The organism is Hydrogenophaga pseudoflava NBRC 102511 (assembly GCF_001592285.1).
Lineage (GTDB): Bacteria > Pseudomonadota > Gammaproteobacteria > Burkholderiales > Burkholderiaceae_C > Hydrogenophaga > Hydrogenophaga pseudoflava.
In genome coordinates this window covers 110,104-121,856 of the sequence record NZ_BCWQ01000003.1, presented here as the reverse complement: position 1 = coordinate 121,856, position 11,753 = coordinate 110,104, and the positions used below count along the sequence as shown (strand labels likewise).

Annotated in this window: 13 protein-coding genes; 8 read left to right on the top strand and 5 right to left on the bottom strand. The window is 68.0% G+C overall.

The window, feature by feature from the left end; translation table 11 throughout:
• Window positions 1-75 precede the first annotated feature (75 nt).
• Window positions 76-1,023 (bottom strand): prenyltransferase, encoded by a 948-nt coding sequence (locus tag HPS01S_RS05365; protein WP_066152081.1) that lies wholly within the window; start codon window positions 1,021-1,023, stop codon window positions 76-78.
• A 120-nt stretch (window positions 1,024-1,143) separates the two neighbouring features.
• On the opposite strand from HPS01S_RS05365, the gene minC reads away from it, so the two are divergent.
• From minC to infA, 8 genes are all read left to right on the top strand, one after another.
• Window positions 1,144-1,920: a septum site-determining protein MinC gene (gene minC / locus HPS01S_RS05360; protein ID WP_066152078.1), complete on the top strand. Its 777-nt coding sequence runs from the start codon at window positions 1,144-1,146 to the stop codon at window positions 1,918-1,920.
• A gap of 18 nt (window positions 1,921-1,938) precedes the next feature.
• Window positions 1,939-2,754: a septum site-determining protein MinD gene (gene minD / locus HPS01S_RS05355; RefSeq protein ID WP_066152075.1), complete on the top strand. Its 816-nt coding sequence runs from the start codon at window positions 1,939-1,941 to the stop codon at window positions 2,752-2,754.
• A gap of 2 nt (window positions 2,755-2,756) precedes the next feature.
• Window positions 2,757-3,017: a cell division topological specificity factor MinE gene (gene minE, locus HPS01S_RS05350; protein ID WP_066152072.1), complete on the top strand. Its 261-nt coding sequence runs from the start codon at window positions 2,757-2,759 to the stop codon at window positions 3,015-3,017.
• Between the two features lie 18 nt (window positions 3,018-3,035).
• On the top strand, window positions 3,036-3,476 hold the full coding sequence (locus tag HPS01S_RS05345) for an acyl-CoA thioesterase (protein ID WP_066152069.1): 441 nt from the start codon (window positions 3,036-3,038) through the stop codon (window positions 3,474-3,476).
• Window positions 3,477-3,525: 49 nt separating this feature from the next.
• Window positions 3,526-5,016: a M48 family metalloprotease gene (locus tag HPS01S_RS05340; protein ID WP_066152065.1), complete on the top strand. Its 1,491-nt coding sequence runs from the start codon at window positions 3,526-3,528 to the stop codon at window positions 5,014-5,016.
• 18 nt (window positions 5,017-5,034) lie between these two features.
• The gene (locus HPS01S_RS05335; RefSeq protein ID WP_157576109.1) at window positions 5,035-5,895 is read left to right on the top strand and encodes a hypothetical protein; all 861 of its coding nucleotides are present in this window, start codon (window positions 5,035-5,037) and stop codon (window positions 5,893-5,895) included.
• Between the two features lie 367 nt (window positions 5,896-6,262).
• A complete protein-coding gene (locus tag HPS01S_RS22140) occupies window positions 6,263-6,547 on the top strand; it encodes a hypothetical protein (RefSeq protein WP_255284163.1) in 285 nt (94 codons plus the stop codon).
• 32 nt (window positions 6,548-6,579) lie between these two features.
• Window positions 6,580-6,834, top strand: a complete 255-nt coding sequence (infA, locus tag HPS01S_RS05325; RefSeq protein WP_066152059.1) for a translation initiation factor IF-1 — start codon at window positions 6,580-6,582, stop codon at window positions 6,832-6,834.
• Between the two features lie 17 nt (window positions 6,835-6,851).
• Here the strand turns inward: infA and HPS01S_RS05320 are convergent, their stop codons facing one another.
• From HPS01S_RS05320 to HPS01S_RS05305, 4 genes are all read right to left on the bottom strand, one after another.
• A complete protein-coding gene (locus HPS01S_RS05320) occupies window positions 6,852-8,639 on the bottom strand; it encodes a hypothetical protein (protein ID WP_066152056.1) in 1,788 nt (595 codons plus the stop codon).
• Window positions 8,640-8,731: 92 nt separating this feature from the next.
• Complete coding sequence (locus HPS01S_RS05315) at window positions 8,732-9,532, bottom strand: SDR family NAD(P)-dependent oxidoreductase (protein WP_066152053.1); 801 nt, start codon at window positions 9,530-9,532, stop codon at window positions 8,732-8,734.
• Between the two features lie 73 nt (window positions 9,533-9,605).
• A complete protein-coding gene (locus HPS01S_RS05310; protein ID WP_066152050.1) occupies window positions 9,606-10,637 on the bottom strand; it encodes a patatin-like phospholipase family protein in 1,032 nt (343 codons plus the stop codon).
• Window positions 10,638-10,645: 8 nt separating this feature from the next.
• Window positions 10,646-11,740, bottom strand: coding sequence for a 3-deoxy-7-phosphoheptulonate synthase (locus tag HPS01S_RS05305; protein WP_066152047.1), 1,095 nt, complete (start codon window positions 11,738-11,740; stop codon window positions 10,646-10,648).
• Window positions 11,741-11,753 lie beyond the last annotated feature (13 nt).

Sequence of the window (11,753 nt, the reverse complement as noted above, 5' to 3'; positions counted from 1 at the left end):
CTTGGCGACAGCCGCTTCGATTGTGGATAACCATGGTGTTCTTAAAAAGTTATCAACAGAGTTGTTGAAAACTTCTCAGTGGTTCCAGCCCAGCCAGGCAAAACCAGCCGCCATGCCCAGGCCGTGCAGCAAGGTGGCCGCCACCGTCGTGGCAAGGGCCGGGCGCAGACGGACGGTCTGGTGCCGGTGGTGGAACAGCCAGCCCGAGGCGAACAACGACAGCGGCAGCGAGACCAGCCCCCCCAGCGCAGGCACTGGCGGAATCAGCAGCCACACCGATGCCGCCAGCCACGCGTGTGCCCCGAGCGTGAGCGCGGTGTACAGCGCCCAGGCGCCGGTGGGGCCCAGCCGGACCGCCAGCGTGCGCTTGCCGACCCGGGCGTCGGCGGCGGCGTCCGGCACCCCGTTGATCAGCAGCAAGGCCGCCACCATGGCCGCGAAGTTCAGGGCCACGCTGGCCGGGATCACGAAGAACTGGCGCCGCTGGACGAAATCGGCACCCAGCACCACCAGGAACCAGGCCAGCGCCACGGTGAGTTCGCCCAGGCCGCGCGACATCAGCTTCAGCGGCGGCGCCGAATAGGCCCAGACGAGCAGCAGGCCGGCCAGCCCCAGCCCGATCACACCGCCCCCCGCCTTCACCGCCAGCAGCAGGCCGCCGGGCACCAGCAGCAGCAACAGGGCCCTGGCCAGATCGGCGGTCTCGCGCTCGCTGGTTTCGCCGTTTTGGATCAGGCGCGAGCCGCCGGTGAAGGGAAAGAGGCCGCCGGTGTTGCCGGCGTCGGCGCCGCTGCGCGCGTCGTGCAGGTCGTTGAGCACGTTGCCGGCGGCGTGCGCCATCACCGCCAGCGCCGTGGTGCCGATGGCCAGCGGGAGGTCCAGCCCGCAGCCGCAGGCCGAGGCCGTCGCCGTGCCCAGGGCGCAGGCCACCACGGTCAGCAGCAGGAAGGCCGGCCGGGTCATGCGCCACCAGAGCCCGGGGCGCCAGCTGGAGGAACCAGGGGGGGTATCGCGCGCGTCCATGGCGCGCAGTGTGCCTGACACATGTGGACACGCAGCGCCGCCAGTCCGCCGGTGGTCGGCTGGTAAACTGCCCGCCGACCTGGCCGGACCCTTTCCGGCCATCTGTTCCCCGCCGGATTCATGTCCACTGTCCTCAGCGCCAGCGCCCCGACCAGTTTCGAAATCAAGAGCGCCCAGCTGCCGCTGGTGGCTTTGCTGCTCAAGACCGCCGACCTCGGCCAGCTGGCCGAGGAAATGACCCAGCGCTACGGCGACATCCCCGATTTCTTCGACCACGACCCGCTGCTGGTCGACCTGGGTCCGCTGCAGGCGGGCGAACAGGCCGACAGCCCGGTCGATTTCCCCGCGCTGGTCTCGCTGTTGCGCCGGTTCCGGCTGGAGCCGGTGGCGGTGCGCGGTGGCAACGACGCCCAGACCGCCGCCGCCGAGCTGGCCGGCCTGATGCCGGCCCAGGACGCCACCGTGCAGCGCAGCGCCGCCGCGCGCACGCCCGAGGCGCCCGTCCAGCAGGCCGCCCCCGCCGCGCCGGCCCCTGTTCCCACCACACCGCCGAGCGCCCTGGTCATCGACAAGCCGCTGCGCTCCGGCCAGCAGGTCTATGCGCGGGGCCGCGACCTGGTCGTTCTGGCCATGGTCAACCCCGGTGCCGAGGTCATCGCCGACGGCCACATCCACGTCTACGCGCCGCTGCGCGGCAAGGCCATTGCCGGCGCGCGCGGCAACGCCGAGGCCCGCATCTTCGCGATGTCCATGGACCCCGAGCTGATTTCCATCGCTGGTATCTACCGCACCAGCGACACCCCGCTGCCGGCCGAGGTGCTCGGCAAACCCGGGCAGGTGCGCCTGGTCTCCGGCCCCGAGGGCGACAAGCTCGTCATCGAATCCCTGAATCCCTGAACCCGAGGAACCCTCACCATGACCAAGATCGTTGTCGTCACTTCCGGCAAAGGCGGCGTGGGCAAGACCACGACCAGCGCCAGCTTCGCCGCCGGCCTGGCCCTGCGCGGCCACAAGACCGCCGTCATCGACTTCGACGTCGGCCTGCGCAACCTCGACCTCATCATGGGTTGCGAGCGGCGTGTGGTCTATGACCTGGTCAACGTCATCCACGGCGAGGCCAATCTGAACCAGGCCCTGATCAAGGACAAGACCTGCGACAACCTGTTCATCCTGGCCGCCAGCCAGACCCGCGACAAGGACGCCCTGACGCAGGAAGGCGTCGAGAAGGTGCTGAACGACCTGACCGGCATGGGTTTCGACTACATCGTCTGCGACTCGCCGGCCGGCATCGAGACCGGTGCCCTGTTGGCCATGCACTACGCCGACGAGGCCCTGGTGGTGACCAATCCCGAGGTGTCTTCCGTGCGCGACTCCGACCGCATCCTGGGCATGCTGGGCAGCAAGACCAAGCGCGCCATCGAGGGCAAGGAGCCGATCAAGGAACACCTGCTGATCACCCGTTACAACCCCAACCGCGTGGCCGACGGCCAGATGCTCAGCCTGGAGGACATCCAGGACATCCTGCGCATCCAGCTGATCGGCGTGATCCCCGAGAGCGAGAACGTGCTGCAGGCCTCCAACCAGGGCACACCGGCGATCCACCTCAAGGGCACCGACGTGGCCGAGGCCTACAGCGACGTCATCGACCGCTTCCTGGGGGCGGACAAGCCGCTGCGCTTCATCGACGCCGAGAAGCCCGGCTTCTTCAAGCGCCTGTTCGGGAGCAAATGAGCATGTCCTTCCTCTCTTTTCTGCTGGGCGAGAAGAAGAAGACCGCCAGCGTCGCCAAGGAACGCCTGCAGATCATCCTGGCGCACGAGCGCGCCGGCCGCAACGCCTCCACGCCCGACTACCTGCCGGCCCTTCAGCGCGAGCTGGTGGCCGTGATCAGCAAGTACATCCAGATCAACCAGGACGACATCAAGGTCCACCTGGAGCGCCAGGACGACCTGGAGGTGCTGGAAGTCAAGATCGAGCTGCCGGACCGCAAGTGAACACGGGCGGGTAGTCCCTTGAGCCGCATCCAGTTCGACCTGCCCGGGCACTTCGTCTTCTCGACGCAGATCCAGATCTACATCAGCCACGTCAACCAGGGCGGGCACCTGGACAACGCCCAGCTGCTGACCCTGGTGTCCGAGGCGCGGGTGCGCTTCTTCAAGTCCCTCGGTTACCGCGAGTCCAATGTGGCGGGCTGTCCCATCGTGGTGGGCGACCTGGTGGCTCAGTACAAGTCCGAGGGCTTCCACGGCGAGACCATGCGGGTGCGCATGCTGCCGCAGGATTTCAGCCGCTGCGGCCTCGACCTGGCCTACTGCATGGACTGCGTGGACACCGGCCGCGAGGTCGCGCGCGGCAAGATCGGCATCGTCTTCATCGACCCCGCCACGCGCAAGCCGGCCGACGTGCCACCGGTTTTTCTGGCGCAGCTGCGCGCCCTCGCACCGCTGAGCTGACTATCATGGCTTCCATGGCGGCGAAGGCCGCGGACAGGAGCCCACCACAATGCCGAGACTTCTCGCCAGCGCCCTGCTGCTGGCCGCGACCCTGCTGGCCGGCTGCGGCACCACCGTGGTCAACCCCGTCACCGGCCAGTCCGAGCGCACGGTCATGGACGAGCGCACCGAACTGGCTGAGGGCAAGAAGGCCCACGACGAGGTGCTCAAGGAGTACGGCGTCTACAAGGACGAGCGCCTGCAGGCCTATGTGAACGAGGTCGGCCAGAAGCTGGCGAAGCAGTCGCACCGCGCCAACATCCCCTGGACCTTCACCGTGCTCGACAGCCCGGAGATCAACGCCTTCGCGCTGCCCGGCGGCTACGTCTACATCACGCGCGGCATCCTGGCCTACATGGAAAGCGAGGCCGACATGGCCGGCGTGATCGGCCACGAGATCGGCCACGTCACCGCCCGACACGGCGCGCAGCGCGCCACGCGCCAGCAGACCGCGGGCCTGGGAGTGCTGGCGGCGACGGTGCTGGGCGCGGTGCTGGAGAGCAAGGTCGGGGTCTCGGGCGGCACCGAGATGTTCGGGCAGATGGCGCAGGGCGTGGCGGCCGGGTACGTCGCGAAGTACAGCCGCGAGCAGGAGCTGCAGGCCGACAGCCTGGGCGCCGAGTACCTGGCGCGCAGCAACTACGACCCGCGCAACATGATCGACGTGATCCGGGTGCTCAAGCTGCAGGAGGCCTTCGCCGTCGAAGAGGCGCGCGCCGAAGGCCGCCCTGCGCCCGAGGGCGCCAACTGGCTGTCCTCCCACCCCAGCAACGACCAGCGCCTGCAGCAGATCAGCCAGAACGCCGCGAAGTACCAGGGCAGCTACGCCTCCGACGGCGCGCAGCGCTTCCTGCAGGTGGTCCGGGGCATGCGCTTCGGCGAGAGCCCCGAACAGGGGCTGACGCGTGGCCAGAACTTCTACCACGCAGGGCTGGGCCTGGCGATGACGGCGCCGGCCGGCTGGCGCATCCAGAATGAGCCCGAGGCGCTGACCATCGTCGCACCGCAGGGCGACGCCGCACTGCGCATGGTCGCCATGCCGCCCCGGGCCGGCAGCACGCACGACGAGATCATCCGCAACGCCCTGCAACCCAGCGAGGGCAAGGTGACGCGCGGCCAGATCAACGGCTTTGCCGCGACCCATTTCGTCGGCGTCCGCAAGGCGCAGAACGGACAGTCCCAGGCAATCGAAGCCACCGTGGTCACCGGCCCGAAGAACAACAGCTACGTGATGCTCTACCTCGCGGCCGACGCCGCCGCGCGCAACCGTGCCATGCCCGGCCTGGTGTCGGCCGAGAAGTCCTTTCGCGCCATGACCGCGGCCGACCAGCAGGCCGCCCGGCCCTGGGTGGTGCAGACCGTGCCGCTGCCGCGCGGCGGCTTCACCGAACTGGCCCGCCAGTCGCCCCTGACCGAAAAGCGCCTGCAGCTGCTCAACGGCACCTGGGGGCGCAGCGACCCACCGGTGGGACAGGTGGTCAAGACCGTGGTCGAACAGTGAGCGACCCTGGTGGCTGCGATGGCGACGCCCGACACAACTCCCGAACCCGACAACGGGCCGGACACCACGCCCGGCATCCCGCCTTCCCGGCCCGCGCCTTTGGCGCCGCCAACGCCGCACCAGGTATCCGACACCGCGTTCCGTCCGCCCGAGCGAGACGGCATGAGCGGCCTGACCATCGGGTTGCTGGCCGCGGTGGTGGTGCTGGGGCTGTACGTGCTGGTCAACTGGCCTTGGTCGCGTCCCTCCGCGGTCGCCGGGCTGCCAGCCGTGGAGGCCGCGTCCGCACAGACACCCGCCCCTGCGGCAACCGCCATTCCCGCTGCCGCCGGTCCGGCTTCGGTGGCCGAGTCGCTGCCGGCGCAAACCGCGGAGCCGTCGTCGTCGGTGCACCGCTGCGAGAACGCCAGCCAAGTGACCTACACCGATGGCCCCTGCCCGGCCGGCATGCGCGGCCACCCGGTCGACACCACGACCGCGCTGAACGTCGAGGGCGCGCAGGGCACCACGCTCTACCGCTGCCGCGGTGCCGGCCGGTTCTGGTCGGTGGTGCATTGCCAGCACCGCGGCGCCGAGATCGTCAGCATGCACACGGTGCCCGCGAACCTTTCGCTGGCCGAACAGATCGTGTTTGCCCGCAACCGGGAAGCCCTGGCCAGGCCCACCAAGGGGGTTGCGCCGCGGCCGACCGGTGTCGGCCCTGTCGCCCCCCCGAATGCTGCCCAGAAGAAGGCGGAAGATTGCAGGCGCCTGGACAACCTCGTGGCTGTGCTGGACGACTACGCGCGCCAGCCACTTCCGCCAAGGGAGCAGGACTCGGTCCGGCGCGACCGCAAGAAGGCGCGCGACGAACAGTTCCGCCTGCGCTGTGGCCGTTGAACCGGCCCCACATGGCAATTTTTTCCACATCGTGGTACATTAGCGGCTTCGCCTTGGGCGACAGACCCGGTTGCAGCGCCCCTGGCGCGGCCCACCACCCCGGCAGAGGGTCGGTCTGTCCAGCCCCTCCATCGCGAGCCAAGCCCTCACCGCACCCAACGCGGTCCCCCGGCGAGGCACTTTTTCCCCGCTGCTCTTCCCATGCCTCTGCCGAGGGCTGGTACCAGAAAGCCCCGATGCCGCTGATGCGGTGCGGTGCTTCGGGTTGGCGCAGTTGGGCACCCCGGCACCCTGGGGCTGCCACCGTGTATGTCGGGCCTTGTCGGGCCGGCGGCCCAGCCGCAGGTCCTGCCCATAGAAGTTCTTGATGATCCAGACGTTTCCCGCGTCCGCCCCTGTGGTGCGGACCCCTTGTTCCTCCGCCCCCCTGACCCTGGGGCGTTACCGCATCAGCGCCCGCCCACGGGCCCTGGCGGACGGGCGCTTTGCCGCCTTCGTATCCATCGCCAGCGGCACCGGCAGCGCCAGCACCGACCGCGTGATGCGCTTTACCGAAGATTTCGCTACCCACGAGGCCGCGGCAAGATACGCCATGGCCCAGGGCATCGACTGGGTGCGCGAGACCGCGCGCCCCGCGATCCGTACCAACTGATCCGAATCCCACGACTCCAGGAGAACCACACCATGGCCAAGGAAGAACTGATCGACATGATGGGCATCGTCAACGAGGTGCTGCCCGACACCCGTTTTCGCGTCACGCTGGACAACGGTCACCAGCTGATCGCCTACTCCGCCGGCAAGATGAAGAAGAACCACATCCGCATCCTGGCGGGTGACCGGGTCTCGCTCGAACTCTCGCCCTACGACCTGAGCAAGGGCCGCATCAACTTCCGCCACATCGAGGGCCGCGGCCCGATGGCGCCGCGCAAGCCCCGCTGAAGGCAGGGCGGCGGCGGTTAGTCCCCTGCCTGCCAGCGGATCATTCCTCTGGTCACTTGCTGCGAGCTTAGGCAGTTGCGCTCGAAACGAATCTGGATGCTGGAGATTGAGTCTCCGGAGTAGCTAACTTCGTCGACCACAAACCAGCCGGTGCTCCACTGCGTCCCACAAGACAAAGACATTTGTGGATTGCTGTACTTCTGGTAGAAGAAATCCAGATTCCCGCGAGCTGGATTCGGCTCGGGCGTGCGAGTGACGTCGCTGTAGAGGCCAGGAACCAACCTTGGTGTGAACCACATGGACTGAAAAGCGAACATAAGCGTTTCATCGTCTGCAGTGGTCTGCATGACCAGGCCACCGAACACATTTCCGTTGCCGGAAAAACCCAGTTGCCCGGTCGGGGTGTCCGATCCGCGAATCAGGCGCGCATAGCTCGGTTGTTGCGCATTGCCGGCCGCGCCACCCTCAAAGTAGACAAAGCTGCCACTGTTCGGCACCGCTTCAGTCGCCGGGCGCCAGAGGTTGCTAGGTGCCGGGACCACGGGGCCGGGAGGCATAACCGTGTCGTACTTGGACCACCGGACCTTGCCTCGAAGCACATCGGTGCTCCACTGGCACAGTTGCTCGAAACGCAGCTCGAATGCAGCCAGGGTGCCATCCGGGTCGTGGGACACGCTGTCGATGTAGATCCAGCCGGTTGTCTCGTTGCAGCCGCGGCCGCCCATCGAGAAGTCGAGACCCGGCCCAGGGTTCGGCTGGGCCGTGTTCAACATCCAGTTGGCTCTGGTTGCATTGGGGTAGAAGCCTACTTTCCATTCGCTCAGTGCAGATGGAAAGAAGAGGTAGCCACCCACCTTCGCAATACCCTCGCCTGCGAGCTCAAGGATCTTGTCATAGCGGTTGATCATCTGGATGCGGCTGTTGGTGGCTGTCCAGAGATGTTGTTCACCCAGACCAACAAAATCGCCGGCCTGACTCTCGAAGTACACATAGTTGCCCACATCAGGAGTTGCCCCGGCGGGCGGTTGCCAGGTCTGCGGGTCTACGGCAGCATCGCTGCGCACCCAATACGCAACGCCTTCTAGCGCATAGTGGGGCAGGGTCGCCAGCACATGGGCGCGCTCGACTTCGTTGTGCGTATAGAAATGGGTGCCCGTCTGGCGATTGAAGAAGCGATAGACCGGCACCCAGCCTGGATATGGATCGGGACGTGCGAACCATGCGCCGCCTTCAAAAGTGTAGACATCACTCAGCTCTCGAATGACCTTGTTTTTCTCTGACTCGCTGGCCGTGTAGAGATGAGTGCCGGAAACACGGTTGTAGAACCGATAGACCGGGACTGCAAAGTCGGCCGGGCCGACCATCACTCTGTAGGCTGTACCTTCATATTTGAAATGCGGCAACGTGGCTTGTATGTGTTGCCTCTCAGTGTCTGATGACGTGTAAAAGTGCACTCCTGTGCGCGTGTTGAGAAAGCGATGAGTGCGCCGGTAGGTCGTCAGGCCCTGTTGCTGATAGCTCTGGGCACTCAGGACTGTTTCGGTGAGTTTTGAGGTTCTCGGATGCTCAGAGGGCGCAGCGGCAGTGGTATCCGTCAGGCTGGCCTTTTCGCTGCCGAAGTAAGTAGACAGCCTTTCGGCCATCATTTGGATCTGGACGCTGTCTTGGGGCGTTCCATACCGGCTGTCGCTCGTGCGCACTTGACTGGCATTGCCATCAACAGGTTCAGTGGACGAGGTGGACCCGCCGCCGCAGCTCACCAACGCGAAGAGCAGGCCAATACTGCCTCCCAGCTTCCAGAACATCGCAACCCTCCCTGGTTTGTGACTTGGGCTCGGCCGGCATCACAAGATTGGATGCAATCTGCCCCCCGATTAAACATTTTAGCTACATCTATTTACATTCCCATGCCGCCGTCCACCGGCAGGCCCGCGCCGGTGATGAAACGCGCCGCGTCGGAACACAGGAACACCACCGCATCGGCCATGTCGGCCACATTGCCCAGGCGCCCCAGCGGTGTCTGCGCGACGATGGCGCCGACCGCGGCCTCTGGCGTCGGGAACAGCCCGGCTGTCACCACGTCGGCGGCCAGTTTCATGCCCATGTCGGTCGGCACCAGACCCGGGTAGATGCAGTTCACCCGCACGCCGTAGCCCAGCTGGCCGGCCTCCATCGCGGCCACCCGCGTGAGCCGGTCCACCGCCGACTTGGTGGCCGAGTAGCCGGCGATCGCCGGGAAGGCGATGGTGGCCGCAACCGAGGCCACGTTGACCACGGCCCCTCCTTTCCCGGCCACGCCGCCCGGGCGCATGGCGCGGAATGCGTGCTTGAGGCCCAGCGCAGTGCCGACGATGTTCACGTCCAGCATGCGCCGCAGCGCATCGGCATCCAGCTCCGACACCAGCGCGGTCTCCTCGATCCCGGCGTTGTTGATCAGGATGTCGAAGCCGCCGAAGGTGGTGTGGACGGCATAGATCGCGGCGAGCCAGCCAGCCTCGTCGGTCACATCCAGCTGCACGAAGGCGGCCCGGCCGCCGGTGGCGCCGATCGACCGGGCCGTCTCGCGGCCCGTGTCCTCAAGAATGTCGCCGATCATCACGGCCGCGCCGGCCGCGGCGAGGGCCTGCGCCATGCCGGCGCCCAAGCCACGGGCACCCCCGGTGACCAGGGCGGTGCGGCCTTGCAAGAGAGAGCTCATGGGTGTTTCTCCGGTGGGGGACGGCCCGCCAGGGCGATCCGGGCCCACCATTGTCGGCAGCGCCGGTCCCGGGTCAGCCGAACAGCCCGGCAAGTTCGACAGTGCCGTGGCGACCGACGGCTGCCCGGTGCGTGTCCAGCCACTGCCGGCCCTGCCCCCGCCCCGCATCGAACAGCATCTCGAAGAAGCGCTGGCCGGCGGCGGCCTTGGTGTCGGTCCCCAGTTCCCCCAGCACCGGGCCGGGCTCGATGGCGTGAAAGCGCGCCCCGGCCAGCCGCCGCTCCAGTGGGCCGCGGCGCCACCAGCCGATGTGGGCGATGCGCTCGCGCAGGTGCGCGAACATGCGCATCTCGCGCAGGAAGGTGGCGTTGAAGGCCAGCTCCTGCATGCGGTGCTCGATGTCCTGCGCCGACTGCGGCGTGGCGGCGTAGCGCAGCGGCGTGAGCATCACCAGCAGCGTGTCGCGCGTGGGGGTTTCCAGCAGCAGCGGGTAGACGGCGGGGTTGGCCGAATAGCCGCCGTCCCAGTGCGGCTGACCGTCGATCAGCACGCTGCGGTGCAGGCGCGGCAGGCAGGCCGAGGCCAGCACCGCGTCCAGCGACAGATCGGCGTTGCGGAACAGCCGCAGCCGGCCGGTGTTGGCCTCGGTGGTGGCGATGAACAGCCGCACCGGTGATCGCTGGCGCAGGCCCTCGATGTCCAGCTGCTGGCGCAGCACGTCGCGCAGCGGGTTGAGGTCGAAGGGGTTGAGCTGTTCGGGCGTGAAGTGGTGGGTCCACTGCAGCATCAGGCGCATCGCCGGCGCCAGCTGGTAGCCCGAGCCGTCGGCCCGCGGCACCGCCACCTCGAACGGCAGGCTGCCGGCCACGGCGGTCCAGAAGCGGCGCAGGGCGGCGCGCGCGCCCTCGCGGCCATCGTCCATCAGGCCCTGGGCCAGCACCACCGCGTTCATGGCCCCCGCGCTGGTGCCGCTGACGCCGTCGAAGGCGAGCTGTCCGTCCTCCAGCAGCGCGTCGAGCACGCCCCAAGTGAAGGCCCCGTGCGCCCCACCGCCCTGCAGCGCCAGGTTCAGCGCGGGCGTGGCGGTCTGCCAGGGCAGGCGCATGTCGCGCGTCAGCGGGCGCGGCGCTGGCGCACGGCGGCCGCCAGCCCCTGCAGCACCGGTACGGTCTGCTCGAAGCTGATGCAGGCGTCGGTCACGCTCACGCCGGGCAGCAGCGGCTGGCCGGGCACGATGTCCTGCCGGCCCTCGAACAGGTGGCTATCGATCATGATGCCGGTGATGCGCGCATCGCCCGCGGCGATCTGGCCGGCCACGTCGGCCGCCACGTCGATCTGCCGGCGGTGCTGCTTGCTGCTGTTGGCGTGCGAGACGTCGATCATCACCTGCTCGCGCTGGCCGGCGGCCTTGAGCAGGGCGCAGGCGGTGTTGACGTCCTCGGCGCTGTAGTTGGGCGCCTTGCCGCCGCGCAGGATGACGTGGCAGTCCTGGTTGCCACGGGTCTCGAAGATCGCGGCCTGGCCCATCTTGGTCATGCCCATGAAGGCGTGCGGCGCCTGCGCGGCCTGGATCGCGTCGCTGGCGACCTTGACGCTGCCGTCGGTGCCGTTCTTGAACCCCACCGGGCAGGACAGGCCCGAGGCCAGCTGGCGGTGGCTCTGGCTCTCGGTGGTGCGCGCGCCGATGGCGCCCCAGCTGACCAGGTCGCTGATGAACTGCGGCGAGAGCAGGTCCAGGAACTCGGTGCCCACCGGCAGGCCGGCGCCCAGCACGTCCAGCAGCAGCTGGCGCGCCAGCTCCAGGCCTTCGTTGATGGCGAAGCTGCCGTCCAGGTGCGGATCGTTGATGTAGCCCTTCCAGCCCACGGTGGTGCGCGGCTTCTCGAAGTACACGCGCATCACGATCAGCAGGTCCTCGGCCAGCGCATCGGCCTGCTCTTTCAGGCGCCGTGCGTAGTCCATGGCCTGGCCGTGGTCGTGGATCGAACACGGCCCGACCACCACGATCAGCCGGTCGTCCTGCCCGTGCAGCACGCGCGAGAGCGCGGCGCGGCTGCTCTCCACCAGGGCCTGGGCGGCCGGCGGCGTGGGCAGCCACTCCTGCAGCAGCGCGGGCGTGATCAGCGGCCGCACCGCGCCGATGCGCAGGTCGTCGATGCGGGTGGTGTCGTGGGTGGACAGCGGCGGGGTGGCGTGAACGTGGGGCATGGCTCCGATTGTC

What these genes read in the sequence shown, in the direction of transcription:
- HPS01S_RS05320 (WP_066152056.1), bottom strand. Translation starts at nt 8,639, where the DNA reads ATGTTCTGGAAGCTGGGAGGCAGTATTGGCCTGCTCTTCGCGTTGGTG.
- minD (WP_066152075.1), top strand. Translation starts at nt 1,939, where the DNA reads ATGACCAAGATCGTTGTCGTCACTTCCGGCAAAGGCGGCGTGGGCAAG.
- HPS01S_RS05305 (WP_066152047.1), bottom strand. Translation starts at nt 11,740, where the DNA reads ATGCCCCACGTTCACGCCACCCCGCCGCTGTCCACCCACGACACCACC.
- infA (WP_066152059.1), top strand. Translation starts at nt 6,580, where the DNA reads ATGGCCAAGGAAGAACTGATCGACATGATGGGCATCGTCAACGAGGTG.
- HPS01S_RS05340 (WP_066152065.1), top strand. Translation starts at nt 3,526, where the DNA reads ATGCCGAGACTTCTCGCCAGCGCCCTGCTGCTGGCCGCGACCCTGCTG.
- minC (WP_066152078.1), top strand. Translation starts at nt 1,144, where the DNA reads ATGTCCACTGTCCTCAGCGCCAGCGCCCCGACCAGTTTCGAAATCAAG.
- HPS01S_RS22140 (WP_255284163.1), top strand. Translation starts at nt 6,263, where the DNA reads ATGATCCAGACGTTTCCCGCGTCCGCCCCTGTGGTGCGGACCCCTTGT.
- minE (WP_066152072.1), top strand. Translation starts at nt 2,757, where the DNA reads ATGTCCTTCCTCTCTTTTCTGCTGGGCGAGAAGAAGAAGACCGCCAGC.
- HPS01S_RS05335 (WP_157576109.1), top strand. Translation starts at nt 5,035, where the DNA reads ATGGCGACGCCCGACACAACTCCCGAACCCGACAACGGGCCGGACACC.
- HPS01S_RS05315 (WP_066152053.1), bottom strand. Translation starts at nt 9,532, where the DNA reads ATGAGCTCTCTCTTGCAAGGCCGCACCGCCCTGGTCACCGGGGGTGCC.
- HPS01S_RS05365 (WP_066152081.1), bottom strand. Translation starts at nt 1,023, where the DNA reads ATGGACGCGCGCGATACCCCCCCTGGTTCCTCCAGCTGGCGCCCCGGG.
- HPS01S_RS05310 (WP_066152050.1), bottom strand. Translation starts at nt 10,637, where the DNA reads ATGCGCCTGCCCTGGCAGACCGCCACGCCCGCGCTGAACCTGGCGCTG.